Below are 26,138 nucleotides of genomic sequence, written 5' to 3' on the forward strand. Positions count from 1 at the left end.
TAGTGGTTTGGCTGATCTGCGGCGCTTCGTGGGGTGGACTACGATGATAGCCGGTAGCCGATCCCGGGTTCGTTGACGATCAAGAGAGGGTTGGCGGGATCGTTTTCAAGTTTCTGGCGAAGGGCGCGTACCGCCACGCGCAGATAATCGACATGATCCTGATGCGCGGGCCCCCAGACGGCTCGCAGCAACTGGGCATGAGTAAGCTTGACGCGGTTTCAGTTCCGCTTGCTCTCTTTGTGCGATCCACCGCGCGGTCGGTTCATCGGGTTAAAGGAACCGCGGTGTTCCTATCGTCGGCTAAAGATGGCGTGCCTGCGGCATTGCTTCACAATTTAAAACATAACCAGGTTCTGCATGAGAATGTCATTTTACTGACCGTGGCGGTAGCTGAAATGCCGAGAATTGGGGCAGAAGACCGTTTGGAACATGCCGAAATAGGCTGTGGTTTTCATCGCATCGTTCTGCATTACGGCTTCATGGACGAGGTCGACATCCCTCGTGATCTGGCGAGTGCTTCGAGTCTGGGAATTGCGATCGAGCCGATGAGGACCAGCTATTTCCTTGGACGCGAGAAACTGATTGCGGCCAAGGAGGTTGCCGGCATGGCCCTCTGGCGGGAGAGGTTATTCGCTTGGATGCTTCAGGCTTCCGAATCTGCGATGGATTACTATCGACTTCCAGCCAACCGGGTTGTCGAACTGGGCAGTCAATTACGGATTTGAACAAGTCAGACCACACCAAGGCAGATTTCCATCACTCACCCCCACCGACCGCATCCTCTCGCTGCGCTTCCAGATAGGCCTCGTAGAGCCGCCGGGTCTTGGCGCTCATCGCGGCGAGGGTGCGTTCGCGCATCTGGTCGATCAGGGCGTCGATTGCGGCAAAGGTGTCGGCTTCGCTGGCCTGGTCCTCGGCCAGCCGTTCGGCTTCCCATTCCTTGCGCCACTTCTTCTTCAGGCGGGATAGCTCTGTCGCATGGCCGGGGTCGCCGATGCTGTTGGCGCGAGCGGTGACCTGGCCCTGGGCGTTGAAGCGGGTGGGGGCGCGGTTTTTCAGCATGAACATCAGCAGCCGGTCATTGTGCTTGATCCGGCTGCCGACCAGCTTGCCATAGGAATAGACCGGCACTTCGGTGCCGTGGAGCGCGCGTTCGAGGGCCACGTCCTCAAGCTGTTGCACGCCAAGGGCGAGGGCGGCTTCCCAGGCTTTGCGGAAACTGGCGGCCTGGGGGTGGCGGCGCAGCAGGTAGGCGCCCTCTGGCGTCATGTTGACGCGGTGGGCGGCGGCCTTGACGCTGCCGGTGAGCGAGAGCGCCTCGATAAAGCGGCGCTGGCGGTCTTCGGTCCAGCCGTCGTGGCGCTGCTTTTCGCGCGGGACGGTGGTGAAATCGGGGATCTGGCCGGGGGCGGCGGGGAGCTGGCGCTTGTCGATCGTCATCGGGCGGGGGTTCTCCGGGTGGGGGGAGGCAACCTGCGACCATGACTCAAGCGCGGGGGTGTAGGAAAATGGTTTTGGCGGAGGCGGGGGGCGCGGGCGCAATCACACCCGGCATAAGTGTGGCAACTTCACTTGGCGTTCAGGTGCGTGGCGGTTATAGGCTGGCGCATGAACGCCCGCTCGCCGATCAAGCTCGCCCTTATCGCCACCGCCTCTGTGGCCATGCTGGTTACCGCCGGGTGCGCCGGGCGAGGCAATCAGGCCAAGGATACCGCCTTCGTCGCGCGCGATGTCGATACGCTCTACATGGCGGCGAAGGATCGGCTCGATCGCGGTGACACCAAGCTGGCCGCCGCCCTGTTTGACGAGGTGGAGCGCCAGCATCCCTATTCGCCCTGGGCCCGCCGCGCCCAGTTGATGAGCGCGTTCTCCTATTACGTGGCGCGCGATTACACCAAGGCGATCCAGTCGGCGCAGCGGTTCCTCTCGATCCACCCTGGCAACCGCGATGCGCCCTATGCCTATTACCTGATCGGGCTGAGCTATTACGAGCAGATCAGCGATGTCAGCCGTGACCAGAAGATCACCCGCCTGGCGCTCGATTCGATGAACGAAGTGGTGCGCCGCTATCCCGGCACCCGCTATGCCGCCGATGCGCGGTTGAAGATTGACCTGGTGAACGATCACCTGGCCGGCAAGGAAATGGAAATCGGCCGGTTCTATCAGCGTTCGGGCCGCTGGCTGGCAGCCAGCCTGCGCTTCCGCAACGTGATCGACAGCTATCAGACCACCAGCCACACGCCCGAGGCGCTGTATCGCATGGTTGAAAGCAGCCTGGCGATTGGCGTTCCGGCCGAGGCGCAGAAGGCCGCAGCGGTGCTCGGTTCGAACTACCCGGGCAGCGAGTGGTACAAGAAGGCCTTTGACCTGATGCAGAAGTACGCGCCGAATACCCCGGCGGCCTGATCCAGCGCACCTGTCTGCGGACAGAGTTCTACTCCAAAGGTTGACAATTGGGCGCGGTGGGCGCTGAGATAGCGTCCCATGCTGTCGCAGAAGACCCGTTATACCATCCGCGCATTGCAGCACCTTGCCGATCACTATCGCGAGGGGCCGATCCGGCTGGATGCGATCGCCGAGGCGCAAAACATCCCGCGCAAGTTCCTGACCGTGATCCTGTCGGAAATGGGGCGGGAAGGGCTGGTCGTTTCAACCCGCGGGCGTGATGGCGGCTATGAACTCGCGCTGCCGCCGGTCGACATCCGCTATGGCGACATCATCCGCCTGACCCGCGGCAGCCTGGCGCTGGTCCCCTGTGCCAGCCGCAACGCGCACGAGCATTGCCAGAACTGCCTGCCCGAAGCCGAATGCCGCCTGCGCGGGCTGATGCTGACCCTGCGCGACGAGATGGCGACGATGCTTGACCGGATGAGCCTGGCCGATCCGATCACGCTGGAGCCGCCCTTCGCAGAGAGTTGAGGCGGGGTTTGCCCTGCGCGCGATCAGCCGCTAGAACAGTCCGCGAACATGCTGACCCGTCTTTCCATCCGCAATGTTGTCTTGATCGAGGCGCTCGACCTGGATTTCGCGGGCGGGCTGGGCGTGCTGACTGGTGAGACCGGGGCGGGCAAATCGATCCTGCTCGATGCCCTGGGCCTGGTGCTGGGGGACCGGGCCGATTCCGGGCTGGTTCGCGCCGGCGAGGATCAGGCCAGCGTCACTGCCAGCTTTGAATTTACCCGCCTGCCCGATCTCGTGCGGGCGGCGCTGGCCGAGGCGGAAGTTGACGTTGAACCGGGCGAGCCGCTGATCCTCAAGCGCCGGGTCAAGGCCGACGGTGGTTCCAAGGCCTTCATCAATGACCAGCCGGTGGGCGTGGCCCTGCTGCGCGAACTGGCGCCAGCGCTGGTTGAGCTGCATGGGCAGCATGACGATCGCGGGCTGGTCAATCCGCGCGGCCACCGCGCCTTGTTGGATCGCTATTGCGGCGGTGATGCTGGGGCGGTTGAAGGGGCCTGGCGCGAATGGCGCATGCGCGTCGACGCCCTGGATGCGGCGCGATCGGCGCTGGATCAGGCGGCGGCGGACCGGGACCTGATCGTTGCCCACCTGGCCGAACTTGCTGCGCTTGAACCGGTCGAAGGCGAGGAAGAGGAACTGGCCGGTGCCCGGGCCGATATGCAGAAGGGCGAGCGGCTTTCCGGCGATCTGGCTGAACTGCAGCACCTCTGGGCCGGATCGGATTCGGCCTTGGCCGCCCTGCGCGGCGCGGCGCGGCGGCTGGACCGGATCGCGGGCGAGCATCCCCTGCTGGGCGAGGCGCTGGCTGCGCTTGACCGTGCGGTGATCGAAGCGAGCGAGGCCGAAGACCGGCTAGCCCGCGCGGCCGAGGCGCTGAACCACGATCCGGCCATGCTTGACCGGATCGAGACCCGCCTGTTCGATCTGCGCGCCGCCGCGCGCAAGCACCAGTGCACGGTTGATGAACTGCCGGCGAAGATGCGCGGGCTGCGCGCCGCGCTCGATGCGATTGAGGGCGGCGAGGCGGATATGGCGGCACTGGAAGCAGCGGCCACGGCGGCGGCGGTCGAATACCGGGCGCGGGCCGAAGCCCTTTCCGCGGCGCGACAAGCCGCCGCGGGCAAGCTTGATGCGGCAGTTGCGGCAGAGCTGGCTCCGCTCAAGCTTGATGCCGCGAAGTTCCGCACCAGCGTTACCCCGTTGCCCGAGGATCGCTGGGGCGCGGCGGGGATCGACGCGGTGGAGTTCCTGATTTCAACCAACCCGGGTGCGGACTTCGCCCCGCTGAACAAGATCGCCTCTGGCGGTGAACTGTCGCGCTTCATCCTCGCGCTCAAGGTTGCTTTGGCCGAGCAGGGCGGCGCGGCGACGGTGATCTTCGACGAGATTGACCGCGGCGTGGGCGGCGCTGTGGCAAGCGCAATCGGCGAACGGCTGGCGCGGCTGGCCTGTGGCGGGCAATTGCTGGCCGTCACCCACAGCCCGCAGGTCGCCGCGCGGGGCAGCCAGCATTACATGATCGCCAAGTCGAGTGAGGGCACGGTTACGCGCACCTCGGTCGTGCTGCTGGATAGCGGCGGGCGGCAGGAAGAGATCGCGCGGATGCTGTCGGGCGCAGAGGTCACCGCCGAAGCGCGAGCCCAGGCGGACAGGCTGCTCGAAGGGGTGTAAGCGGTGAGCAGCTTTTTTGATCTTTCCGAAGCGGACGCCGCCAATGAGCTGATGCGGCTGGCCAAGCAGATCGCCTATCACAACAAGCGCTATCACGCCGAGGACGCGCCCGAGATTTCGGACGCGGACTATGATGCGCTGGTGCGCCGCAATGCCGAGCTGGAGGCCCGCTATCCGCACCTGATCCGCCCGGATTCGCCATCGCGGCAGGTGGGGCACGAGGTGGCCGCTTCGCCGCTGGCCAAGGTCACCCACGAAGTGCGGATGATGAGCCTCGACAACGCCTTCGCGGACGAGGACGTGGCCGATTTCGTCGCGCGGGTGCGGCGCTTCCTGGCCTTGCCTGACGATACTCCGGTGGCGATGACCGCCGAGGACAAGATTGACGGCCTGTCGTGCTCGCTGCGGTACGAGCAGGGGAGGCTGGTCCAGGCCGCGACCCGCGGCGATGGGCAGGTGGGTGAAGACGTGACGCCCAACGTGGCGACCATTGCCGACATTCCGCAGCAGCTTGCCGGCGACGTGCCCGAGGTCTTCGAGATCCGGGGTGAGGTCTATATGGCCAAGGCGGATTTCGCTGCGCTCAACGCTGCGCAGGAAGCGCGCGGGGACAAGGTCTTTGCCAATCCGCGCAATGCCGCGGCGGGATCACTGCGGCAAAAGGATGCCGCAGTCACGGCGGCGCGCCCGCTGCGGTTCCTGGCGCACGGCTGGGGTGCGGCTTCGGCCGTGCCGGGGGAGACCCAGAGCGCGGTGATGGCCGCGATCGCGGGCTGGGGGGTGCCGGTTTCACCCTTGCTGGTACGGTGCGAAAGCGTTGAGCAGATGCTGAACCACTATCGCAGCATTGAGCATCAACGCGCTGACTTACCTTACGATATTGATGGCGTGGTCTACAAGGTGGACCGGCTCGATTGGCAGGAGCGGCTGGGCTTTGTCGCCAAGGCGCCGCGCTGGGGGATTGCGCACAAGTTCCCGGCCGAACGCGCCGAGACCACGCTGGAAGCGATCGACATCCAGGTTGGCCGGACCGGTAAGTTGACCCCGGTCGGTCGGCTGACCCCGGTGACGGTCGGCGGGGTGGTGGTCGCCAATGTGACCCTCCACAACCGCGACGAGATAGCCCGGCTGGGGCTGCGGGTTGGGGACCGCGTGGTCCTGCAACGCGCCGGGGACGTGATCCCGCAGGTGGTCGAAAACCTGACCCGCGACGTGGCCCGCGAAGCCTATCCTTTCCCCGACCATTGCCCCGAATGCCACAGCGAGGCGGTGGCCGAGGAGGGCGAGGTTGACGTGCGCTGCACCGGCGGGCTGATCTGCCCGGCCCAGCGGGTCGAGCGGTTGAAGCACTTCGTCAGCCGGGGGGCGCTTGATATCGAGGGGCTCGGCGAAAAGACGATCATCGAATTCTTCGGGCTCGGCTGGCTGGAAAGCCCGGCCGACATCTTCCGTCTGCGCCAGCGTCGCGGTGAGATTGTCGGGCGCGAGGGCTGGCAGGACAAGTCTGTGGACAACCTGTTGGCAGCGATCGAGGCCAAGCGCGCGCCCGATGCGGCGCGGCTGCTGTTCGGGCTGGGGATCCGCCACGTTGGCGCCGTAACCGCGCGCGATCTGCTGAAGCGATTCACGACGCTTGGGGCGCTGCGCCAGATCGCGGAGGCCGCACATGGCGGTGATGCCGAGGCCCTGGCAGAACTGACCGGGATTGACGGGATTGGCCCGGCCGTGGCCGAAGCGCTGGGCGATTTCTTCCACGAGGCGCATAATGTCGCGGTCTGGGAAGACCTGCTGGGCGAAGTCTCGCCGCCGCCCTACGTGGTGGAAACGAAGGACAGCGAAGTGGCCGGCAAGACCGTGGTCTTCACCGGTAGTCTGGAAACGATGAGCCGCGACGAGGCCAAGGCCCAGGCTGAACGGCTGGGGGCCAAGGCGGCCGGATCCGTCTCGGCCAAGACGGACCTGGTGGTGGCCGGACCGGGTGCCGGCTCCAAGCTCAAGAAGGCTGCCGAGCTTGGCATTCCAGTGATCGACGAAGCTGGCTGGGCTGAAATCGTCCGTTCGGCCGGGTAGAAATCCTGATCTGGCCTAACCTGATGTTAAGGTGAGAAAGGTAATCAATCCCGAAGCTTGTCAGCCAAGGCTGCAAAGGGAGGGTGGCAAATGTCTTTCTTGAAGAAGCTGCTGCGCGATCGGCAGGGCACGGCTGCGGTGGAGCTCGGCCTGATCCTGGGGCTGATCGTGATTGGCATTTTTGCTGCAGTGAACAGTCTTGGGAACGAGACGACCAATTCCTTCAACTCGACGGCACGCAAAGTCTTCGAAGCCACCAAGTAAGCCATTCGGCTGGCTGGTCAGGAGTGTTCCTGCGCTTCGGCAATCGGTGCGCGGGTCCGCCGCAAGGCAACAATCAGGACACCGGTCAGCGCGGTGACAGATCCGGCGATCATCTGGAAATCCAGCCGATCATTGGTGATCGCTACTCCCAGACCGATCGTCGCCAGCGGGGTGATCAGGGTCAGCGGGGCAATCAGGTTGGCCTCATAACGCGCGATCAGCGTGTAATAGAGCGTGTGCGCGCCCACCGAAACGACAAGCGCCGAGAACACCAGCGCACCAAGGAAGGGCCAGCCGGCCGCTAGCACCTGGCCCCAGTCAGGCGATTCCATCAGCAGTGAAAGCGGAGCCAGCAGCAAGGCGCTGGTCATTCCGACCCAAGCCTGGAAGCGAAGCGGTGCAATATCCCCCATCTGCTTCATCAGCACTGCACCAAGCGAGGCACAGGTGGCCGAAGCCAAGACCAGCAGCAGACCGGCCGAGATCGTCAGCCCTGGTTTCCAGACCACTACCAGCACCCCGATCAGCGTTAAGGCGATCCCTAACGCCCGCCGCCAGTGGATCCGTTCGCCCAGGATCAGAATGGAAAGCAGGGTGGTAATCGGGACACCCGCTTGGCTAACCACGGCCGCGGCAGAGGGAGAGACGGATTGTAGCGCCATGAACAGCAGCGCGAAGCTGCCGCCACCCATCAGCAGACCAATGGCGACAATGCGCCAAGTCGGCTGCGGTATGGGCCGCAGCCACGGCAATGTTACCGCGGCGACGATAGCAAAGCGAATGGCCGCGTAGAGCACGGGCGGCACGCCCCAATCGCTCACCACAATCTTGCTGATGACATTGTTGGCGGCCCAAATCAGGCAGATGCCGATCAGCAGAAGGAAATCGCGAAGGTTCATGCCCTCACCAGCGCATCGACCAGTCGTCCAACTGGCCGGGGCGCGAGGTCCGTGTTGCGGCCCCATTGCGTTTGCGCAGCCAGAGAATCGACCAGTCTCCCTGCACAAGCCGGGCTGCCAGGCGCATTCCGGCACGGCGTGCTGCGCGGCGCACTGCCGCTTCTTGCGTTTCGAGCAGTCCGGCGAGCACCAGGTGGCCGCCCGGCACCAGATGCCGGGCAAAATCCGGCGCCAGCCCGATCAATGGCCCGGCAAGGATATTGGCAATGATCAGGTCATAGGGGCCGCGCGCGTTGAGCAACGGGTGATCCATCCCATCGGCGACCAGCATGGTCAACGCGCCGTGACCCGCCCCCATTGGCACGGCGTTGCCGGCGGCGTTATCTTCCACCACGCCGATACAGACCGCATCGATATCGCTGGCGGTTGCCAGCGCGCGCGGCCACAGGTTCAGCGCGGCAAAAGCCAGCAGGCCCGTGCCGGTACCGATATCGGCCAGATTGCGCACCACCACGCCCTGCCGCTTCATATGGGTCAGCATGGTCAGGCAGCCGGCAGTGGTGGCGTGTTGCCCCGTGCCGAAGGCCTGGCTGGCGGGAATGCAGAAATCGCGCACACCCGGCTGGTTCAGTGGCGGATGCTCTGGCGTGTGGACATGAAACCGCCCGGCCCGGATCGGCTCCAGCCCGCTCTGGCTGGCGGTCAGCCAATCGACTTCGGGCAATTGTTCGATCGTCAGGTCCGGCGCGGCACCGGCAAACAGGGCAAGGACCGCAGCCTTGTCGGCCTTGGTTGGTTTGCGCGGGAGCCAGGCCTCAAGCTGCCAGTCATCGGGCTTGTCCTCGGCAATCTCGCTGCCGGAAATGACGATATCCGGATCCCAGTCCCAGGCATCCTCGTGCGCCAGCAGCGCCCCTTCGATCATTGCCCGCGGGGCGAAGACGGTCATCTTCCAGCTGGTCATCGGGGCATGTCCGTTTCGCGGACAAGCCGTTCGCTGAAGCGCTGACTGGCTGTCGCTGCATAGGTTGCACAGGCATCCGGGTTGACCAGTGGAGCACTGCCCGACAAGCGCGGGAACAGGTTGCTGGCGGAGGGGTGCGGTGTGATGATGATATCGCAGGGCAGCGCGGCGATGATCGCCAAACCCTTGCGCACTGCGCTGCTGCGCTCGGGATTGTTCACGAAGCGGTATCCGTCTGCCGAAATGGTCGATGTGCTGTCGGCATAGGCAATTGTCCGGCATTCGGTGCCCTGGCATTGCCGCCAGGTCCAGCTGGTCGATCCCGGTGCATGGGCAGGGTTGGCCCAGGCCGTGAAGGAAACCCCGCCGGCGACAAGCGCGGTTCCGTGAGCCTGGGTTTTCGCGACCTTGATCGGCTTCATCGGTTCCTTGAGCAGCAGGGGGGCCTGTGGATCGGCCGGATGGGGCTTGCCGCTGCGCAGCATGGCGGCCTGGTTCGGCCCAGCAATGACCTTGGCGCCGGTCAGGCGCTGAAGATCGGCCACGGCGCCCGCATGATCGAAGTGTTCGTGGCTGACCAGGATCCAGCGGATCGCCTTGACCGGAAAGCCGAGCTTGCGGACATTGTCGAGCACCAGGCTGGCCGCCTGCGGGATGCCACCATCCAGCAGCACCAGCCCGTCCGGCGTCTGCACCAGCAGCGTGGTGATGCCGCAGGTGCCGACATACCAGGTATTGCCGAAGATATGGGCCGGCGGAGCCGGATCGCCCCAGCCATCGCGTCCAGCGCAGGCACTGGCCATGTCGCGCTCAGCCTGCGGGCGCGGAATGGACATTTGCGACGATGCTGGTGCCGCCACGGCAAGGGCCATGAACGCGGCGATTAGCTGCTTAGCGGACAAAGCTGGCTCCATTGGCGTCGAGCACGGCACCGGTCATGCTTTCGGGGGCATCCAGCGCGCAGAACACGGCCATGGTGGCAATCTCTTCCGGCTGGGCGACCCGACCCAACGGGATATCGGCCAGCAGGCCCGGACCGCCGCGGCTGGCAAGGTAATCATCGGCCATCGCGGTGTCGGTAAAGCCCGGGCAGATCGCATAGCTCATGATGCCCTTGGCCGGGTAATGACGGGCAATCGTCTTGTGCAGCCCAATCATACCGGCCTTGGCTGCGGCATAGTGCCAGTGATCAGGCGAATCACCGCGGTAGGCCGCGCGGCTGGCGATGTGGACGATCCGGCCCTGGCGCCCGCCATCCAGCCAGTGGCGCACAGCAAAGCGCGACAGTTCAGCTGCGGCGGTCAGGTTGATCCGCAGGGTGTCTTCCCAGTTATCGAGCCATTCGATGTCCGACAGGCCCAGTGGGTTGGCCTGAAACAGCCCAGCGTTGTTGACCAGAATGTCAATCCGCCCGCCGCTGCGTTCCAGCGCGGATTCCCAGATTTTCGCGGCGGCGGTCGGGTCTGCCAAATCGGCGCCGATCGTGTCGGCATCGTGGGCCTTGCTGGCATGGCCGATCACATTGATGCCGCGCGCCATGAGGGCGGACTTGATGGCGGCGCCGATCCCGCGCGAGGAACCGGTAACAAGAGCAGTAAGCTGGGTCATAGGGCATGCTCTAGGACTTTGGTGCATGTGCGCCAAGCCACCGCTTGCACGGTTTCGCGTTTTGATTAAGGGGGTGGCGCGAAGGTGGCACGTGCCGCCGCAGAAGAAGATAGGGGAACGCACGCATGGCCGGAGCCAGCAACCGTCCGATTTCGCCGCACCTGCAGATCTGGAAGTGGGGGCCGGCGATGCTGGTCTCGATCCTGCACCGCATTTCCGGCGATGGTCTTTCCATCGTTGGCATGGCCGTGCTGCTGTGGTGGCTTGGGGCCCTGGCCGGCGGCGATGCCAGCTATCTTACCTTCACCCATCACATGGGCGAATGGTACGGTCAGATCGTGCTGATCGGCCTCACCTGGGCCTTCTTCAACCACACCGCCTCGGGCATCCGGCACCTGGTGCTGGATATCGGCGCCGGATTTGAGCTTAAGAGCAACGCGTTGTGGTCGGTCCTGACCCCGCTGATCGCCCTGGCGCTGACCGCTGCCACCTGGGCCTACGTGCTGCTGCGCTGAAAGGAACGCTCTGATGGGTAACGGAACCAATATCGGCCGCGTTCGCGCACTGGGTTCATCGCATTCGGGCACCAAGCACTGGCTGGCCATGCGCCTCACCTCGATCGCCCTGCTGGTGCTGGGCTTCTGGCTGGTCTTCGCGCTGATTGGCCTGCCGGATCTGACCTTCAAGACGGTCAAGGCCTGGGCCGCGCAGCCGCTGAGCGCCACCGGCCTGGTCCTGCTGGTGATCTCCAGCATGTGGCATTCGCAGATGGGCTTGCAGGAACTGATCGAGGACTATGTCCACGAACACGCCAACAAGTACGCCTGCCTGACCCTGCTTAACCTTGTTGCCTTCGCCGGGGGCGCCTTTGGCGTCTTCGCGATTGTCCGTATCGCTCTGGGAGCTGCTGCATGACCGCCGCTTATAAGATCATCGACCACACCTATGACACGGTGGTCGTCGGCGCGGGCGGTTCGGGCCTGCGCGCCACGATGGGCAGCGCCGAAGCCGGCCTGCGCACTGCCTGCATCACCAAGGTCTTCCCGACCCGCAGCCACACCGTGGCCGCGCAGGGCGGGATTGCCGCATCGCTGTGCAACAACACGCCCGACCACTGGACGTGGCACATGTACGATACCGTCAAGGGATCGGACTGGCTGGGTGACCAGGACGCGATCGAATACATGGTCCGCGAAGCGCCGCAGGCCGTTTACGAGCTGGAACACGCCGGCGTGCCCTTCAGCCGCAACCCCGACGGCACGATCTATCAGCGCCCGTTCGGCGGCCACATGCAGAACATGGGCGAAGGCCCGCCGGTGCAGCGCACCTGCGCCGCGGCTGACCGCACCGGCCACGCCATGCTGCACGCGCTCTATCAGCAGAGCCTGAAGTACAATTCGGACTTCTTCATCGAATACTTCGCGATCGACCTGATCATGGAGAACGGTGAATGCCGCGGCGTGATCGCGCTGTGCATGGATGATGGCTCGATCCACCGGTTCCGTTCGAAGGCCGTGGTTCTGGCGACCGGCGGCTATGGTCGCAGCTATTACACGGCCACATCGGCCCATACCTGCACCGGTGACGGTGGCGGCATGGTCCTGCGCGCCGGCCTGCCGCTGCAGGATATGGAATTCGTGCAGTTCCACCCGACCGGCATCTATGGCGCGGGCGTGCTGATCACCGAAGGCGCACGCGGTGAGGGTGGTTACCTGACCAACTCCGAAGGCGAACGCTTCATGGAGCGTTATGCCCCGTCGGCGAAGGATCTGGCATCGCGTGACGTGGTCTCGCGCTCAATGGCGCTTGAAATCCGCGAAGGCCGCGGTGTCGGCCCGAACAAGGATCACATCTACCTGCACCTCGATCACATCGATCCCAAGGTGCTGGCCGAACGCCTGCCGGGCATCACCGAAAGCGGCAAGATCTTTGCCGGTGTCGACCTGACCCGCCAGCCGCTGCCGGTGGTTCCGACCGTGCACTATAACATGGGCGGCATCCCCTGTGACTATCACGGCCGGGTGATGACCATCGGCCCCGATGGCAATCCGGAAACCCCGGTACAGGGCCTGTTCGCGGTGGGTGAAGCGGCCTGCGTTTCAGTCCACGGCGCGAACCGCCTGGGCTCGAACTCGCTGATCGACCTGGTGGTGTTTGGCCGTGCAACCGGCCACTACCTTAAGGAAAACATCAAGCCGGGCACGGCCCATGCCGAACTGCCCAAGGACAGCGCCGACCTGGCCCTGTCGCGGCTTGATCACTTCCGCCACGCCAATGGCGGCTCGCCGACTGCGGAAATCCGCACCGAAATGCAGCGGACCATGTCGACCCATGCAGCCGTGTTCCGCAACGACGAGCTGATGGCCGAAGGCAAGGAAAAGCTGGCCAAGACCTATGCGCGGATGCAGGATATCAAGGTCCACGATCGCTCGTTGATCTGGAACTCGGACCTGGTTGAAACGCTTGAGCTCGACAACCTGATCAGCCAGGCTGCCGTTACCCTGCACAGCGCGCACAACCGCAAGGAAAGCCGCGGCGCCCATGCGCACGAGGACTTCCCCGAGCGTGACGACAAGAAGTGGATGAAGCACACCGCAGCCTGGTTCGAAGGCTGGGGCGGCAAGGGCGGAGCGGTCAAGATCGACTACCGCCCGGTCCACGAATACACGCTGACCGACGACGTTGAGTACATCAAGCCGAAGAAGCGGGTGTACTAAGCCGGATTGAGGCCATCAGACCGGGTGAATTCGCCCAGGTCCGATGGCCTCGAAGTAGCGCGCGATGCTGGCGATCGTCTTGTCGCTCAGCACGATAAAGGCGCGGCGGCGGTCGGTACTGTCACCCTCGCGGTTGACCAGACCGGCCTCTTCCATCTGCGTGATCCAGCGCAGTGCCGTGGTGGGCGGAACGCCCGAAGCCAGGCACAGCGAGGTTACGGAAATTCTGGAGTGCTCCGCCGCTGCGGCCGTCAGGTCCAGCAGCATGTCCCAGGCCGGGTCGGCAAACAGATCTCCGGGAAAATAGCGCGAACGCAGGCGGCGTTGCCGGATAATCCGCCGCACCAGCCGCGGATCTGGCAGCGGAGGCCGGCCTGCTGACTTGCTGATGGCCAGGCCAGGGCTTGCCATGCGATTGCGCAGCGTTGGGCTGAGATCAGACACTCCCGCATCCTGGCGGTCTTCGGCATCCAGCTTGGCCAAAATGTCCCACAGCGATTCCGATAAGGCTTCCAGATTGTTTACAAAGTCCGCCGAATACGCGTTCACCGCTCGCCCCCGAACGTAGTTGAATGATCCAACTGGTTGCCGCCGGCCAAGACCAAGGCTAACCTTCCGGTCTCCGCCAATAGGTTGGAAATCTAAGCGAAGGGCAAGGAGGTCGAGTTAATTTCGTCCTAGTATGCCAGAAGTTTGATGATCGTTTCGACCTGTAGTCCGCTGTTGGCCCAGCCATCGTCAGTTGCTGATTGAGGAGCCTGATAATGACCAAATCTATCCCCGCGCGCCGGTTTCCAGCGCGTGCATTGTTCCCCGGTTTTGCGCTTGCCCTCTCGCTGGCAGCATCGGCAGGCTCTGCTGCTGTTCAGGAACCCGCAGCCGCGGCTGCGCCTGCTGCGCCGACCGCCCCACAGGTTCATCGTGAACACCGGATCCTCATCATCGAAAAAGATGGCGCGGCGAAAGGTGACGAGACTGCCCTGAAAACCCGCGTGATCGAAAAGGATGGCAAGACGATTGTCATCAAGACCAACAAGGCAGTGACCGACGCGGAAATTGACGAAAAGGTCGCCAAGGCGCTGGCTGCCATGCCCGATGCACCGACGGAATCGGCTGCATCCGGCAAGGGCGAGCGCCGGGTGATCGTAAAGCGGATCCAGGGCGAAGGTGCGCCAGAGGCAATGGCTTGGAGCCATGCGGACCATGCCGAGAGCCGGGTCACCTGCACCGAGGGCGCGAAGACTGCGAACTTCGAATCCGAGGCAACGGATGCCTATGGCACCAAGCGCAAAGCCGTGATGCGTTTCTGCCTTGCTCAGTCTGGCACCGGTGGGGCCAAGGCGGGCGAAGGCCTGAAGGCCGCGCGCGAACGGATCAGCAAGGATCCCGGTCTATCGCCCGCGATCCGCGACGATATCCTGAAGCAGCTCGACGCTGAAATCGAACGGCTGTCCAAGCAGGGCTGAGATCAACGCCAGCGGAGGCGATCGGGCGTCAGCTGCTCCACGCTGGTGACGCCCATCAACTTCATGCCGCGCTCGATCTCATCCTTGAGCAGCATGATCGCCCGCTCGACGCCTTCCTGGCCGGCAGCGGCGAGGGCATAGAGGTAAAGCCGTCCGCCGGAGGCCGCAGTCGCCCCGGCGCAGAGGCTCTTCAGCACGTGGGAGCCGCGCCGCACGCCGCCGTCGCAAATGATTTCGATTTCTCCGCCCACGGCGTCGACGATTTCGCGCAACTGGTCGAACGGTGCGCGGCTGCCATCAAGCTGGCGGCCGCCATGGTTGGAGATCATGATCGCATCGGCGCCAATCTCCACCGCGCGGCGGGCATCGGCGGCGCTCATCACGCCCTTCAGGCAGAATGTGCCGCCCCACTGCGCGCGGATATCGGCGGCGGTGTTCCAGTCCATCGACTGGTCCAGCATGGTGTTGAAGTATCCGGCGATCGAGACAGCTTCGCCGGTGCCTTCGTTTACGTGGGTATCGAGATTGGGCAGGCTGAACTTTTCGCGCAGCAGATAGTCCAGCCCCCAACGCGGCTTCATGGCATAGCCGAGCAGGTTGCGGGCCGTGAATTTCGGCGGCGAGGTGAAGCCGGAGCGGGCGCAGCGTTCCCGCTTGCCGGAAACGATCGTGTCGACGGTCAGGGCGATGCAATCGAACCTGGCCGCCTGGCAGCGCTCGATCATTGAACGGTTGAGCCCCTTGTCCTTGTGGACGTAGAGCTGGAACAACTTGGGCCCTTGGGTCAGCGCGGCGGTTTCCTCGATGCTGACGGTCGCCAGGCTGGAAATGCCGAACCACAGCCCGAACTTTTCCGCCGCTCGGGCGACGGCGCGTTCGCCCTGCCAATGGAACACGCGTTGCAGCGCGGTGGGGGAGAGCATCAAAGGCAGGGCGCTCTTGCGGCCCATCAGCGTGATCGACGTGTCGATCTCTGCCACCCCGGCCAGAACATCCGGCACCAGGTCGACCTGGTCAAAGGCGCTGGTGTTGCGAGCCTTGGTCACCTCGTCATCGGCGGCGCCATCGATGTAATCGAACACGGGCCAGGGCAGGCGGCGGCGGGCAAGTTCGCGAAAATCGGCGATGTTGTGGCAATCGGTCAGGCGCATGGCCATGAGCTAGCGCAGGCCTGCTACCCGGGAAAGCTACTTCTTGATCGGTCACTCGGCGGCTTAGACCGCTTATCAGCGGCGTGTTGCCACTGGACAGGCGCGCGCCCTGTCCGCAATGAACTGTCCTTCAACAGGCATTTGGAGTCGAGCATGTTTCTAAAGGGCAAGCGCGCGCTGGTTACGGGTTCCACCTCTGGCATTGGCCTGGCGATTGCCCGGGCGATGCATGCCGAAGGGGCAGAAGTGATCCTTTCGGGCTTTGGGTCGGACGAAGAGATCGCAGCATTGTGCCAGGAACTGGGCGCCCGCCATGTTCCGGCTGACCTGATGAGCGCCGCTGGGGTTGAAGCACTGTTCGCTGGTGCGGGCGAGGTGGATATCCTCGTCAACAATGCCGGAATGCAGCACGTGGCCCCGGTCGACGAGTTCCCGGTTGAAAAGTGGGACCAGATCGTTGCCCTGAACCTCTCTGCGGTATTCCACGCCTGCCGCCTTGCCGTGCCGGGGATGAAGGCACGGGGTTGGGGCCGCATCATCTCGACTGCTTCTGCGCACAGTCTGGTCGCATCGCCGTTCAAGGCGCCCTATGTGGCGACCAAGCATGCGGTTGCTGGCTTCACGAAGTCGCTGGCACTCGAACTCGCAACGAGCGGCGTCACCGCCAACTGCATCAGCCCCGGCTATGTCTGGACCGCGCTGATCGAGAACCAGATCCCCGACACGATGAAGACCCGGGGCCTAAGCCGCGACGCGGTAATCAACGATGTCCTGTTGGCCAAGCAGCCCACCAAGCGGTTCGTCCAGCCCGAGGAGGTAGCGGCTCTGGCCGTGTTCCTCTGCCGCGCGGAGGCCGGCAACATGACTGGCACCAACATCTCTATGGATGGTGGCTGGACGGCCGAATAACGAACAACCCGCCATGGAAGTGTAACCTTCCTGCCACCCCCGCGCCTTATCTGTATGGCGGATGTTCAAAGCCGCTTGTCCGTATGCTCACCTGCTGTAGGACGGGGCGATGAAACGTTGCCTGAGAGCGATGAATCGATTGACGGCTGCGGCTTTGGCGGCAGCCGTGCTGTGCTCTCCAGCGGCGGCCCAGCGGCGCGATACAGCGCTTGAGGCAGCTCTGCTGGCCCATGTTACCGAACTGGCCAGCGATGCTTATGATGGCCGCGAGCCGGGAACAGACGGCGAGGCGAAGACGCTTCGTTATATCGGTAGGCAGTGGTTCGATATCGGGCTTGAGTCGGGTACCAATGATCCGCGCAACGCCTGGTTTGCCCCAGTCACGCTGGTGGCGCGTGAGCCCGCATCAAGCCGGGTCGCGTTCAGCCGTCGCGGCCGCCCCCAGTTCTCGCCGCTGGGTTCAACCGAAGTTTTCACCTCGGGCAAGCGCACCCTTTTGAATAGCGCGCCGGTGCTATTCGTCGGCAAGGGCCAGCACGAGGTGGGCCGCGCCGAATTGGCAGGGCGGGTCGCCCTGCTGTTTGAAGGCGGTGATAGCAGCGCACTACGCCAGAACGCCCTGCTTAAGGCCGGAGCCGCGGCCGTGATGACCATCCTGGATGGTGAGCGCACGCTGGACGAGGTGCGCGCACGACGCAGCCGGTCTGGCTATGCCTTGGCCACCGAAGAGCTGGGTGGCGATCTTGATGCCTATATCAGCGCGGAAGGGATAGAACGGGCGCTCGCCGGCGGGCCGCTGGATCTGACGGCATTGCGAGCCCTGGCGGCTCAGCCCGATTTTACTGCCAAGGTTCTGGACCTTGCGGTTACGCTGGAAGCAACCACGCGTGAAACGCGGATCAATACCCACAACGTTATCGGGCGCATCCCCGGTCGCCGACCCGAAACCGGGGCAATCCTGCTGCTGGCCCACTGGGATCATTTTGGCGAATGCGCGTCAGCGCCGGCCGAGGACCTTGTTTGCAACGGTGCAATCGACAACGCCAGCGGCATCGCCGCCTTGACCGAGATTGCACGGCGACTGGCCAAGGGGCCGGCGATGGACCGCGATGTCTATTTCCTGGCTACCACTGCGGAAGAAATCGGCCTGCTTGGCGCCGAAGCCTTTGCCGAAAACCCGCCACTGCCGCTCGACCAGATCGTCGCAGCTTTCAATCTGGACAGCTTTGCCCTGGCGCCACGCGGCACCCCGATCGGAATTGTCGGGCGCGGGCTGACCGCGCTTGATGCCGGGATCCTGGCCGTGGCCAAGGCGCAAAAGCGCAAGGTGGTCGATGGCGATGCAGCCAACGCCTATGTCCGCCGCCAGGATGGCTGGGCGCTGCTGGCGCACGATGTCCCCACGGTGATGGTTTCATCAAGCTGGTCTGACATTGCCCGGGTGGAGCGCTTCTTTGACGGCGATTATCACCGGCCGGGCGATCAGGTGAAGCCCGGGCTGGACCTGTCCGGCACGGCTGAAGACGTGGCCTTTCACGTGGCGCTGGTGCGGCACTTTGCCGACCTGAAAAAGGTTCCACCGCGATCTAAATGAGGCACTAGCCCTAATCGGGGAGTGCGTTTACATGGGCCGCCACGAATCTTCCAACCAGACGCAAAGTGGCACCCATGGACATTCCTCTCGGCCTTACCTTCGACGACGTGCTGCTGCGTCCGGCCGAATCCGATATCCTGCCTTCAATGGCGGATACCAGCACGCGGCTGACCGCGCAGATCGGCCTCAATATCCCGGTGATTTCGTCGGCGATGGACACCGTGACCGAGGCGGACATGGCGATTGTCATGGCCCAGCTGGGCGGGATCGGCGTGCTGCACCGTAACCTGACGATCGAGGAACAGGTTGCCGCCGTCCGCGCGGTGAAGCGCTTTGAAAGCGGCATGGTGGTCAATCCGATCACGATCGGCCCCGATGCCACGCTGGGTGAAGCGCGCATGATGATGGAAGCCAACCGCATCTCGGGCATTCCGGTGGTTGAGGCGGGCGGCCGGCTGGTTGGCATCCTGACCAACCGCGATGTGCGCTTTGCCGACAATCCGGCGCAGCCGGTGCGCGAGCTGATGACGCATGAGAACCTGGCGACTGTCCGCGCCGGGGTGAGCCAGGACGATGCCCGCAAGCTGCTGCACCAGCGCCGGATCGAAAAGCTGCTGGTGGTGGATGAGAACTTCCATTGCACCGGCCTGATCACGGTCAAGGACATGGAAAAGGCGATCACCTATCCCGACGCCACCAAGGACGCCACTGGGCGGCTGCGCGTTGCCGCGGCAACCACGGTGGGTGACAAGGGCTTTGAACGCACCGAGGCGCTGCTGGCGGCCGAATGCGACGTGGTGATCATCGACACCGCCCACGGCCACAACCGCGACGTTGCCCGTTCGGTTGAGCGGGTGAAGAAGCTGTCGAATTCGGCGCAGGTTATTGCCGGCAATGTTGCGACCTATGAAGCGACCCGGGCGCTGATCGATGCCGGGGCCGATGCGGTCAAGGTGGGGATCGGGCCGGGCTCGATCTGCACCACCCGCGTGGTAGCCGGCGTGGGCGTGCCACAGCTGACCGCAATCATGGAGGCCGCGCGCGCCGCAGCCGACAGCAAGACCCCGATCATCGCCGATGGCGGCCTGCGCACCTCGGGTGACGCGGCCAAGGCGCTGGCGGCGGGTGCTTCGACCATCATGGTCGGTTCGATGCTGGCCGGGACCGAGGAAGCGCCGGGCGAGACCTTCCTGTACCAGGGGCGCGCTTATAAGTCGTACCGCGGGATGGGTTCGGTCGGGGCCATGGGCCGCGGCAGTGCGGACCGCTACTTCCAGGGTGATATCAAGGACCAGATGAAGCTGGTGCCCGAAGGGATCGAAGGCCAGGTGCCGTACAAGGGCCATGCCCGTGATGTCGTTCATCAGCTGGTGGGTGGGATCAAGGCGGCGATGGGCTATACCGGTTCAGCCACGATCGAGGACCTGCGCACCCGCGCCAATTTCGTGCGCATCACCAACGCGGGCCTCAAGGAAAGCCACGTCCACGACGTGACGATCACCCGCGAGGCACCGAACTACAAGCTGTGACGCCGCAGGCCCGCGTTCAGGCCGCGATCGAGATTCTCGATCTGGTGATCGCCGCTGTGCGCGCCAATGGTGCCCCGGCGGACCGGATTGTCAGCGACTGGTTCCGCACCCGCCGCTTTGCCGGGAGCAAAGACCGCCGCGCGGTGCGCGAAATGGCCTATGCGGCGATCCGGGCCTGCGGGCCGGTCCCGGTCAGCGGACGGGCGGCGATGTTGCGCCTGGCCCAGCACGATTCCGCATTGGCCAGTCTGTTCGATGGTTCACGCCATGCTCCTGAACCGATTGCACCGAACGAGGCGATCGCGGCAGGCGGGATCGCGCCGGCCTGGCTCGAAAGCGCGTTGGAAGAAAGCGGGATGAGCGGCGCAGACGCGCTGGCCTTGTTGGAGCGCGCGCCGCTCGACCTGCGGATTAATCGGCTGAAAGCGGATCCTGCAACGTTGGAATTGCCGGAACCGGCCGAACGCGGCCTTGCTCCGAGCAGTCTCCGGTTGCCGCATGGGACCCAGGTTGAGACCTGGGATGCCTATACCAGCGGCCAGATCGAGGTGCAGGATGCCGGCTCGCAACTGGTCTGCGCGGCGCTGGCGGCTCAGGCGGGTGAGCTGGTGGTTGACCTTTGCGCTGGAGCAGGGGGCAAGACGCTTGGCCTTGCGGCGGACATGGACAATCGCGGGCGACTGATTGCCTGCGATGTTGATCGCGCCCGCCTGTCGCGGCTGGAACCGCGGGCCCTGCGCGCCGGGGTGACAATCGTAGAAACGCGGCTGCTTGACCCCAATCGAGAGGCGGCAGCGCTGACCGATCTGGTTGCACAGACCGATGCCGTGCTGGTCGATGCCCCCTGTTCGGGTACCGGTACCTGGCGTCGCAACCCTGAAGCGCGCTGGCGGCTGACGCCGGAGCAACTCTCGCGCTATGTTGCGATCCAGTCGCGGTTGCTGGACCTGGCCGCAACGCTGCTGCGACCCGGTGGCCGATTGGGCTTTGTCACCTGTTCGCTGCTCGATGCCGAAGGGGCAAACCAGGCGAGCGCGTTCTTGTCACGCCATCCGGACTGGACGGTTGACGATCTTAAGCTGGCTGCGGGCGAGGCCCGCGGTGCCGGTTGGCGCCTCGCACCGGGCCGTGACGGGACCGATGGGTTTTTCGTCGCCTGCTTCAAAAAGAGGTGATAACAGTCCGGTCGATGTCGAGCTTTTGGGAGCAATTGATGCGCTATACCCCTGCCGCGCTGGCCTTGTCGTTGCTGGCGGCAGTTACGGCCAGTGTCAGCGTGTCAGCGCCGCCCGTGCCGCTTGATCCGCGCGCGGCATTGCTGGTTGCCGATGGGCGCAAGGCGCTTGCCAGCGGTGATACCAATGGCGCGATTGATGCTTATGAGGCAGCGTTGGTGATCCAGCCCGGCCACGTCGCGATCCTGCTCAACCTAGGTGAGGCGAGCCGTAAGCAGGGGATGCAGGGTAAGGCGCTGCGTTATTATCGCGAAGTGCTGGAAAGCGATCCGGGCAACGTCTACGCGATTTCGGGCGAAGGCATGGCCTTGGTGGAAAAAGGCGCGGTAGAACGGGCCCGCCGCAACCTCGTCCGGCTTGAACAGGTCTGCGGAAACGGCTGTGCCCCGGCAAAGGACCTTGCATTGGCGATCCAACAGGGACCAAGCCCGCAGATCGTGACAGCCGAGGCAGTGCAGACCAAGCCGACGGTATCGGCCAACTGACCCGCGTCATATCAGGTCGCGAAACGCGTCAAGCACGGCGCGGTAGACGCGTTTTTTGAACGGTACGATTACGTCCGGCAGCTGCGCGGGCTCCAGCCACTGCCATTCGCAGAACTCTGCGGGATCGTGGGCGTCGAGGCGGATGTGGTGATCCTCTCCGCTGAACCGGGCCAGCACCCAGTGCTGACGCTGGCCGCGATATTGGCCGCCCCATAGCTTGCCAATCAGATCGTCTGGCAGATCATAGAGCACTTCCTCGCGCGTCTGGGCCAGGATGGTGACGTGTTCTTCCGCCACCCCGGTTTCTTCCCACAGCTCGCGCAGCGCAGCGGTGCGCAGGTCTTCGCCTTCGTCGATCCCGCCCTGCGGCATCTGCCAGTAGACTCCGCCCTCATCCGGCTGGCCGCGCATGTCGATGCGCTTGCCGACAAAGGCAAGCCCATCGGCATTGACCAGCATAACCCCAACACAGGGGCGATAGGGCAGGGCGGCGAGGTCAGTCTTGGGAGGGAGGTCGCTCATCGCCCGGCCCTTAGGCCGAAATGCGCGCCAACATCAACTTCGCCTGCGCCAGAATAGCCAGCAAATCGGCCTGGGCGCTTGGCACGGCCTTGCGCAGGTTGACGAAGCCGTGGATCGAACCCTTCATTTCCATGAAGTGACACTCCACCCCGGCGGCGGCGAGGGCTGCTGCATAGCGGCGCCCCTGGTCGCGCAGCGGGTCGAGGCTGGCGGTGACAAGGAGGGTCGGCGGCGAGCCGGCCTGTGCACCATGGATCGGATAGGCCATCGGATTTCCTGCTTCCGGGGCATAGCAGCCCATGAACCAGTCCATCGTTTCCTTGGTCAGAAGATAGCCGTCGGCAAATTCGGTCATCGAACCGTCGCTCGATTCGTCGGTGGCGGGATAGATTGGCACCTGCAGGATGACGGGGACTTTTGCCGGATCTTTTGCCAAGGCTTGTGGCACGACGATAGCAAGGTGCCCGCCGGCGCTATCGCCCATGGTAATCAGCCCGGTCACTTCGCGGCCCAGCTTCAGCCCGTTTTCCGCGACCCAGCGGGTGGCGGCAATGCAGTCCTCGTCCGATGCCGGGAAGGGATGTTCCGGCGCCAGCGCATAGTGGACGGCCACGACCGGCAGATCGAGTTCTGCAGCAATCGTGGTGCAAAGCGCATGGTGCGATTCCAGATCCCCGATCACGAACCCGCCGCCATGATAGAACATCACCACCGGCCCCGGGCCGCGATCGGCGCGCGGATCATAGAGGCGAAGCGGAATGTCTCCGCGCGGACCGGGACAGGTCAGGTCGGTGATCGTTGCCAGTGGAACGGGGTCTGCCTCAACGAGCGCGGCCATTTGCGTATAAGAGGCGCGGGCATCGGCGAGCGGGATTTCGTTCATCTTCGGCCCGGCCATGGCGGCCAGCATGTCCAGCAGCATCTTTACATCGGGGCGGACGTATGGGGTGGCTTCGCTCACGCAGGAATCCTCTCTCTTGACTATTTAACCGACAGGTTAAGTCGCGATTTGCCACTTGACTAGCCGCCTTGGCGCTCCTTTTGTGACCGGAGTTGCCCGGTGCGCAGTTTTTCTTGATTGCCGGGCAGGCGGGGACGGGACTAGGGCGCTCCGCAAGAGACGGGGCGGCGAATCCGCCTGAAGTTTGACGTCGTTCAAGGAAGACGCATGGCAACGCAATTGGCCGATCCCGAAGTTAAGTCCAACGCCGCGCCTGAGGCCGTGGTTGTCCGCTTTGCGGGCGACTCGGGCGATGGCATGCAGCTGACGGGCGGGCAGTTTACCCTCTCCAGCGCGCTCGCGGGCAACGACTTCGCGACGTTCCCGGACTTCCCGGCCGAAATCCGCGCGCCGCAGGGCACGCTGTTTGGTGTCTCGGCGTTCCAGATCAACTTCGGCTCGACCAGCGTCGATACCGCAGGCGACGCCCCGGACGTGCTGGTGGCGATGAACCCGGCGGCGCTGAAGACCAATGTCGGTGCGCTCAAGCCTGGCGGCCTGATCATCGCTGACACGGGTGAGTTCACCAAGCGCAACCTGGAAAAGGCCAAGTACGAGGTCAATCCGCTTGAGGACGGCAGCCTGGCCAAGTGGCAGGTGCTGGCTTTCGACATTTCGGCGCTGACGCTCGAATCGGTGAAGCCGTTCGGTCTGGGCAACAAGGAAGCCCTGCGCTGCAAGAACATGTGGACGCTGGGCCTGGCGCTGTGGATGTTCGACCGCGATCGCCAGCCGCTGATCGATTGGCTAAGCCAGAAGTTCGCCAAAAATCAGGTGCTGGCCGATGCCAACGTCGCCGCGCTTAACGCAGGCCACGCCTATGGCGAAACCGCCGAACTGGGCGGCCATGTCAAGAAGCTGCACCTGGGCCCGGTCCCGACCCCGGCGGGGCTCTATCGCACGATCACCGGGGCCGATGCGGTTGCGCTTGGCCTGGTTGCGGGCGCGCAGCTGGCGCATTTGCCGATGTTCTTTGGCGGCTATCCGATCACGCCGGCCAGCTCGATCCTGCATGCACTGGTCCGGCTGAAGGAATTCGGTGTCACCACCTTCCAGGCGGAAGACGAAATTGCAGCGATCTGCGCGGCGATTGGCGCCAGCTATGCCGGCCAGCTGGGCGTAACCTCCAGCTCGGGCCCGGGCATCGCGCTCAAGGGTGAGGCGATGGGTCTGGCGGTGATGACCGAACTGCCGCTGGTGATTGTCAATTCGCAGCGCGGTGGCCCTTCGACCGGCCTGCCGACCAAGACCGAGCAGTCAGACCTTTACCAGGCCGTATATGGCCGCAATGGCGATGCCCCGATCCCGGTGATCGCCGCGCGCAGCCCATCAGATGCGTTTGAATGCGCGATCGAGGCTTGCCGGATCGCGGTGGAATACATGACCCCGGTGATCATGCTGACCGATGGCTATATCGCCAATGCTGCGGAACCTTGGAAGGTACCGGATCCGGCGGGCTACAAGGAATTCCCGGTTTCGTTCCTGGCCGAGAAGAACGCTGGCGAGACCCTGCTGCCCTATAAGCGCGATGCCAAGGGCGCGCGCCCATGGATCAAGCCGGGCACGCCGGGCCTGATGCACCGCATCGGCGGGATCGAAAAGGCGGTCGACACCGGCCACCTCGATTACTCGCCCGCCAATCACCAGGCGATGACCGACGCGCGCAAGGCCAAGATCGATGGCATTGCCAAGTCGATCCCCGATCAGGACGTCTGCCTAGGCAATTCCAGTGGCAAGCTGGCCGTGGTTGGCTGGGGCAGCACCTATGGTCCGATCCACCAGGCCGTTGGCCGGGCGCGGGCCAAGGGGCTGGACGTGAGCCATGTGCACGTCCGCCATATCTGGCCGCTGCCGCAGAACCTGGGCGAACTGCTCAAGGGTTACGACAAGGTGCTGGTGCCCGAAATGAACACCGGCCAGTTCAAGACCGTGCTGCGCGACCAGTACCTGGTCGATGCCCAACCGCTGACCAAGACCAGCGGCCAGCCATTCACCATTGCCGAAATTGAAGCCGCGATCGAAGGAGCGCTGGCATGAACGCGATTACTCCCATCACCACCACCCTCAAGGACTGGGAAACCGATCAGGAAGTCCGCTGGTGCCCCGGCTGTGGGGACTATGCGATCCTGAAGGCGGTCCAGCGCACCCTGCCGGAACTGGGCGCTGACCCGGCCAACACCGTGTTCGTATCGGGCATCGGCTGCTCCAGCCGCTTTCCCTATTACGTCGAAAGCTATGGCTTCCACACGATCCACGGCCGCGCCCCGGCTTTTGCCACCGGCATCAAGCTCGCCAATCCACAGCTCGATGTCTGGCTGGTGACGGGTGATGGCGATGGCATGTCGATCGGCGGCAACCACACGATGCACGTGCTGCGCCGCAACCTCGATTGCCAGATCCTGCTGTTCAACAATGAGATCTATGGCCTGACCAAGGGGCAGTATTCACCGACCAGCCGTGAGGGCACGACCAGCCCCTCAACCCCGCTGGGCTCGGTTGATCGGCCCGCCAGCCCCTGCGCCTTCGCGCTGGGTGCCGGCGCGCGCTTCATCGCCCGTGGCTTTGACGTGTCAAAGCACCTGCCGGACGTGCTTAAGGCGGCCTACCATCACAAGGGTGCGGCCTTCGTTGAGATCTTCCAGAACTGCATCGTTTACAACAAGGACCGGTTCGAAGACTTCGCCGCACCAAAGGGCGCCGAGGACCGCCAGCTATGGCTGCAGAACGGCGAGCCGATGCTGTTCGCAAAGGGTGAAAAGGGCATTGCCCTTGATACCGAAAAGCTGACGCTTAAGGTGGTCGATGTGGTTGATGGCAACTGGCAGGCGGCAGGGGTGATCGTTCACGACGTGACCAACCGCTCGATCGCGCACATGTTGGTCGAAATGCCGTTTGGACCGTTCCCGATGGCGCTGGGCGTGCTTTACGACGATCCGCGCCCGACCTTCGAGGCAGCGGTCATGGCCGAGCGTGAAAAGGCGACCGCGGGCAAGGAACCGAACCTCGCCAAGCTGCTCGCCAAGGGCCAGACCTGGACCGTGACTGAGGGCGGGCCGGACCTGTAGGTATTTGATTTTCCTCACGCAAAGACGC

General features: G+C 64.2%; 26 protein-coding genes and 1 pseudogene. 17 read left to right on the top strand and 10 right to left on the bottom strand.

Annotation, left to right across the window (positions count from 1 at the left end; all coding sequences use genetic code 11):
- Positions 1-38 precede the first annotated feature (38 nt).
- Positions 39-206: pseudogene (locus RQP55_RS04875) on the bottom strand (winged helix-turn-helix domain-containing protein); the annotation flags it as partial.
- On the opposite strand from RQP55_RS04875, the gene RQP55_RS04880 reads away from it, so the two are divergent.
- Complete coding sequence (locus tag RQP55_RS04880) at positions 198-725, top strand: KUP/HAK/KT family potassium transporter (RefSeq protein WP_315609294.1); 528 nt, start codon at positions 198-200, stop codon at positions 723-725. The pseudogene RQP55_RS04875 and the gene RQP55_RS04880 sit on opposite strands and share 9 nt — an antisense overlap.
- A 31-nt stretch (positions 726-756) precedes the next feature.
- On the opposite strand, the gene RQP55_RS04885 is transcribed toward RQP55_RS04880, so the two are convergent.
- Entirely contained in the window at positions 757-1,440 is a 684-nt protein-coding gene (locus RQP55_RS04885) for a hypothetical protein (RefSeq protein ID WP_315609068.1), read from the bottom strand.
- 168 nt (positions 1,441-1,608) lie between these two features.
- Here RQP55_RS04885 and RQP55_RS04890 point away from each other — a divergent pair, with 168 nt between their 5' ends.
- The 5 genes from RQP55_RS04890 to RQP55_RS04910 all read left to right on the top strand — a co-directional run bounded on the left by RQP55_RS04890 (position 1,609) and on the right by RQP55_RS04910 (position 6,966).
- A complete protein-coding gene (locus RQP55_RS04890; protein ID WP_315609069.1) occupies positions 1,609-2,406 on the top strand; it encodes an outer membrane protein assembly factor BamD in 798 nt (265 codons plus the stop codon).
- A 78-nt stretch (positions 2,407-2,484) separates the two neighbouring features.
- Positions 2,485-2,919, top strand: coding sequence for an Rrf2 family transcriptional regulator (locus RQP55_RS04895; protein WP_315609070.1), 435 nt, complete (start codon positions 2,485-2,487; stop codon positions 2,917-2,919).
- Between the two features lie 48 nt (positions 2,920-2,967).
- Entirely contained in the window at positions 2,968-4,632 is a 1,665-nt protein-coding gene (gene recN, locus RQP55_RS04900; RefSeq protein WP_315609071.1) for a DNA repair protein RecN, read from the top strand.
- A 51-nt stretch (positions 4,633-4,683) separates the two neighbouring features.
- The gene (gene ligA / locus RQP55_RS04905; RefSeq protein ID WP_410000270.1) at positions 4,684-6,702 is read left to right on the top strand and encodes an NAD-dependent DNA ligase LigA; all 2,019 of its coding nucleotides are present in this window, start codon (positions 4,684-4,686) and stop codon (positions 6,700-6,702) included.
- A gap of 90 nt (positions 6,703-6,792) precedes the next feature.
- Positions 6,793-6,966 carry a Flp family type IVb pilin gene (locus tag RQP55_RS04910; RefSeq protein WP_315609073.1) on the top strand — a complete coding sequence of 58 codons (174 nt, stop codon included), beginning with the start codon at positions 6,793-6,795 and terminating at the stop codon, positions 6,964-6,966.
- 17 nt (positions 6,967-6,983) lie between these two features.
- On the opposite strand, the gene RQP55_RS04915 is transcribed toward RQP55_RS04910, so the two are convergent.
- The 4 genes from RQP55_RS04915 to RQP55_RS04930 are packed head-to-tail and all read right to left on the bottom strand — an operon-like array spanning position 6,984 to position 10,437.
- Positions 6,984-7,865 carry a DMT family transporter gene (locus tag RQP55_RS04915; RefSeq protein ID WP_315609074.1) on the bottom strand — a complete coding sequence of 294 codons (882 nt, stop codon included), beginning with the start codon at positions 7,863-7,865 and terminating at the stop codon, positions 6,984-6,986.
- A gap of 4 nt (positions 7,866-7,869) precedes the next feature.
- Positions 7,870-8,829, bottom strand: a complete 960-nt coding sequence (locus RQP55_RS04920) for a 50S ribosomal protein L11 methyltransferase (RefSeq protein ID WP_315609075.1) — start codon at positions 8,827-8,829, stop codon at positions 7,870-7,872.
- Entirely contained in the window at positions 8,826-9,665 is an 840-nt protein-coding gene (bla, locus tag RQP55_RS04925) for a subclass B3 metallo-beta-lactamase (protein ID WP_315609076.1), read from the bottom strand. The genes RQP55_RS04920 and bla overlap by 4 nt, the downstream gene beginning before the upstream one ends.
- 55 nt (positions 9,666-9,720) lie before the next feature.
- Complete coding sequence (locus tag RQP55_RS04930; protein WP_315609077.1) at positions 9,721-10,437, bottom strand: SDR family oxidoreductase; 717 nt, start codon at positions 10,435-10,437, stop codon at positions 9,721-9,723.
- A 125-nt stretch (positions 10,438-10,562) separates the two neighbouring features.
- Here RQP55_RS04930 and sdhC point away from each other — a divergent pair, with 125 nt between their 5' ends.
- The 3 genes from sdhC to sdhA are packed head-to-tail and all read left to right on the top strand — an operon-like array spanning position 10,563 to position 13,154.
- Positions 10,563-10,952: a succinate dehydrogenase, cytochrome b556 subunit gene (gene sdhC, locus RQP55_RS04935; RefSeq protein WP_315609078.1), complete on the top strand. Its 390-nt coding sequence runs from the start codon at positions 10,563-10,565 to the stop codon at positions 10,950-10,952.
- 13 nt (positions 10,953-10,965) lie between these two features.
- The gene (gene sdhD / locus RQP55_RS04940; RefSeq protein ID WP_315609079.1) at positions 10,966-11,352 is read left to right on the top strand and encodes a succinate dehydrogenase, hydrophobic membrane anchor protein; all 387 of its coding nucleotides are present in this window, start codon (positions 10,966-10,968) and stop codon (positions 11,350-11,352) included.
- Entirely contained in the window at positions 11,349-13,154 is a 1,806-nt protein-coding gene (sdhA, locus tag RQP55_RS04945; RefSeq protein WP_315609080.1) for a succinate dehydrogenase flavoprotein subunit, read from the top strand. Before sdhD ends, sdhA begins: the two co-directional genes overlap by 4 nt.
- A 15-nt stretch (positions 13,155-13,169) precedes the next feature.
- Here the strand turns inward: sdhA and RQP55_RS04950 are convergent, their stop codons facing one another.
- On the bottom strand, positions 13,170-13,703 hold the full coding sequence (locus RQP55_RS04950; protein ID WP_410000267.1) for a MarR family transcriptional regulator: 534 nt from the start codon (positions 13,701-13,703) through the stop codon (positions 13,170-13,172).
- A 215-nt stretch (positions 13,704-13,918) separates the two neighbouring features.
- Between RQP55_RS04950 and RQP55_RS04955 the strand changes: the two genes are divergently transcribed.
- Complete coding sequence (locus RQP55_RS04955) at positions 13,919-14,620, top strand: hypothetical protein (protein ID WP_315609081.1); 702 nt, start codon at positions 13,919-13,921, stop codon at positions 14,618-14,620.
- 2 nt (positions 14,621-14,622) lie between these two features.
- On the opposite strand, the gene RQP55_RS04960 is transcribed toward RQP55_RS04955, so the two are convergent.
- The gene (locus RQP55_RS04960; RefSeq protein WP_315609082.1) at positions 14,623-15,771 is read right to left on the bottom strand and encodes an alpha-hydroxy acid oxidase; all 1,149 of its coding nucleotides are present in this window, start codon (positions 15,769-15,771) and stop codon (positions 14,623-14,625) included.
- Positions 15,772-15,924: 153 nt separating this feature from the next.
- Here RQP55_RS04960 and RQP55_RS04965 point away from each other — a divergent pair, with 153 nt between their 5' ends.
- From RQP55_RS04965 to RQP55_RS04985, 5 genes are all read left to right on the top strand, one after another.
- On the top strand, positions 15,925-16,680 hold the full coding sequence (locus RQP55_RS04965; RefSeq protein WP_315609083.1) for a 3-hydroxybutyrate dehydrogenase: 756 nt from the start codon (positions 15,925-15,927) through the stop codon (positions 16,678-16,680).
- A 130-nt stretch (positions 16,681-16,810) separates the two neighbouring features.
- On the top strand, positions 16,811-18,274 hold the full coding sequence (locus RQP55_RS04970; RefSeq protein ID WP_315609084.1) for a M28 family peptidase: 1,464 nt from the start codon (positions 16,811-16,813) through the stop codon (positions 18,272-18,274).
- Positions 18,275-18,348: 74 nt separating this feature from the next.
- On the top strand, positions 18,349-19,803 hold the full coding sequence (guaB, locus tag RQP55_RS04975; protein ID WP_315609085.1) for an IMP dehydrogenase: 1,455 nt from the start codon (positions 18,349-18,351) through the stop codon (positions 19,801-19,803).
- Positions 19,800-20,978 (top strand): RsmB/NOP family class I SAM-dependent RNA methyltransferase, encoded by a 1,179-nt coding sequence (locus tag RQP55_RS04980; RefSeq protein ID WP_315609086.1) that lies wholly within the window; start codon positions 19,800-19,802, stop codon positions 20,976-20,978. The genes guaB and RQP55_RS04980 overlap by 4 nt, the downstream gene beginning before the upstream one ends.
- Positions 20,979-21,016: 38 nt before the next feature.
- Positions 21,017-21,523, top strand: coding sequence for a tetratricopeptide repeat protein (locus tag RQP55_RS04985; protein ID WP_315609087.1), 507 nt, complete (start codon positions 21,017-21,019; stop codon positions 21,521-21,523).
- A gap of 6 nt (positions 21,524-21,529) precedes the next feature.
- Here RQP55_RS04985 and RQP55_RS04990 read toward each other — a convergent pair whose 3' ends face one another.
- Positions 21,530-22,045, bottom strand: coding sequence for an RNA pyrophosphohydrolase (locus RQP55_RS04990; RefSeq protein ID WP_315609088.1), 516 nt, complete (start codon positions 22,043-22,045; stop codon positions 21,530-21,532).
- Between the two features lie 10 nt (positions 22,046-22,055).
- A complete protein-coding gene (locus RQP55_RS04995; protein ID WP_315609089.1) occupies positions 22,056-23,006 on the bottom strand; it encodes an alpha/beta hydrolase in 951 nt (316 codons plus the stop codon).
- 207 nt (positions 23,007-23,213) lie between these two features.
- On the opposite strand from RQP55_RS04995, the gene RQP55_RS05000 reads away from it, so the two are divergent.
- Complete coding sequence (locus tag RQP55_RS05000) at positions 23,214-25,082, top strand: 2-oxoacid:acceptor oxidoreductase subunit alpha (RefSeq protein WP_315609090.1); 1,869 nt, start codon at positions 23,214-23,216, stop codon at positions 25,080-25,082.
- Positions 25,079-26,110: a 2-oxoacid:ferredoxin oxidoreductase subunit beta gene (locus RQP55_RS05005; RefSeq protein WP_315609091.1), complete on the top strand. Its 1,032-nt coding sequence runs from the start codon at positions 25,079-25,081 to the stop codon at positions 26,108-26,110. Before RQP55_RS05000 ends, RQP55_RS05005 begins: the two co-directional genes overlap by 4 nt.
- The last annotated feature ends 28 nt before the right edge of the window (positions 26,111-26,138 follow it).

The organism is Novosphingobium sp. APW14 (genome assembly GCF_032337075.1).
Classification (GTDB): Bacteria; Pseudomonadota; Alphaproteobacteria; order Sphingomonadales; family Sphingomonadaceae; genus Novosphingobium.

Excerpts from the sequence above, each read along its gene's own strand:
- RQP55_RS05000 (WP_315609090.1), top strand. The coding sequence starts at position 23,214 with ATGGCAACGCAATTGGCCGATCCCGAAGTTAAGTCCAACGCCGCGCCT.
- sdhC (WP_315609078.1), top strand. The coding sequence starts at position 10,563 with ATGGCCGGAGCCAGCAACCGTCCGATTTCGCCGCACCTGCAGATCTGG.
- RQP55_RS05005 (WP_315609091.1), top strand. The coding sequence starts at position 25,079 with ATGAACGCGATTACTCCCATCACCACCACCCTCAAGGACTGGGAAACC.
- RQP55_RS04910 (WP_315609073.1), top strand. The coding sequence starts at position 6,793 with ATGTCTTTCTTGAAGAAGCTGCTGCGCGATCGGCAGGGCACGGCTGCG.
- bla (WP_315609076.1), bottom strand. The coding sequence starts at position 9,665 with ATGTCCATTCCGCGCCCGCAGGCTGAGCGCGACATGGCCAGTGCCTGC.
- RQP55_RS04895 (WP_315609070.1), top strand. The coding sequence starts at position 2,485 with ATGCTGTCGCAGAAGACCCGTTATACCATCCGCGCATTGCAGCACCTT.
- sdhA (WP_315609080.1), top strand. The coding sequence starts at position 11,349 with ATGACCGCCGCTTATAAGATCATCGACCACACCTATGACACGGTGGTC.
- RQP55_RS04930 (WP_315609077.1), bottom strand. The coding sequence starts at position 10,437 with ATGACCCAGCTTACTGCTCTTGTTACCGGTTCCTCGCGCGGGATCGGC.
- RQP55_RS04990 (WP_315609088.1), bottom strand. The coding sequence starts at position 22,045 with ATGAGCGACCTCCCTCCCAAGACTGACCTCGCCGCCCTGCCCTATCGC.
- RQP55_RS04885 (WP_315609068.1), bottom strand. The coding sequence starts at position 1,440 with ATGACGATCGACAAGCGCCAGCTCCCCGCCGCCCCCGGCCAGATCCCC.
- RQP55_RS04955 (WP_315609081.1), top strand. The coding sequence starts at position 13,919 with ATGACCAAATCTATCCCCGCGCGCCGGTTTCCAGCGCGTGCATTGTTC.
- RQP55_RS04970 (WP_315609084.1), top strand. The coding sequence starts at position 16,811 with ATGAATCGATTGACGGCTGCGGCTTTGGCGGCAGCCGTGCTGTGCTCT.
- RQP55_RS04965 (WP_315609083.1), top strand. The coding sequence starts at position 15,925 with ATGTTTCTAAAGGGCAAGCGCGCGCTGGTTACGGGTTCCACCTCTGGC.
- RQP55_RS04960 (WP_315609082.1), bottom strand. The coding sequence starts at position 15,771 with ATGCGCCTGACCGATTGCCACAACATCGCCGATTTTCGCGAACTTGCC.
- guaB (WP_315609085.1), top strand. The coding sequence starts at position 18,349 with ATGGACATTCCTCTCGGCCTTACCTTCGACGACGTGCTGCTGCGTCCG.
- recN (WP_315609071.1), top strand. The coding sequence starts at position 2,968 with ATGCTGACCCGTCTTTCCATCCGCAATGTTGTCTTGATCGAGGCGCTC.
- ligA (WP_410000270.1), top strand. The coding sequence starts at position 4,684 with ATGCGGCTGGCCAAGCAGATCGCCTATCACAACAAGCGCTATCACGCC.
- sdhD (WP_315609079.1), top strand. The coding sequence starts at position 10,966 with ATGGGTAACGGAACCAATATCGGCCGCGTTCGCGCACTGGGTTCATCG.
- RQP55_RS04915 (WP_315609074.1), bottom strand. The coding sequence starts at position 7,865 with ATGAACCTTCGCGATTTCCTTCTGCTGATCGGCATCTGCCTGATTTGG.
- RQP55_RS04890 (WP_315609069.1), top strand. The coding sequence starts at position 1,609 with ATGAACGCCCGCTCGCCGATCAAGCTCGCCCTTATCGCCACCGCCTCT.
- RQP55_RS04985 (WP_315609087.1), top strand. The coding sequence starts at position 21,017 with ATGCGCTATACCCCTGCCGCGCTGGCCTTGTCGTTGCTGGCGGCAGTT.
- RQP55_RS04880 (WP_315609294.1), top strand. The coding sequence starts at position 198 with ATGAGTAAGCTTGACGCGGTTTCAGTTCCGCTTGCTCTCTTTGTGCGA.
- RQP55_RS04920 (WP_315609075.1), bottom strand. The coding sequence starts at position 8,829 with ATGACCAGCTGGAAGATGACCGTCTTCGCCCCGCGGGCAATGATCGAA.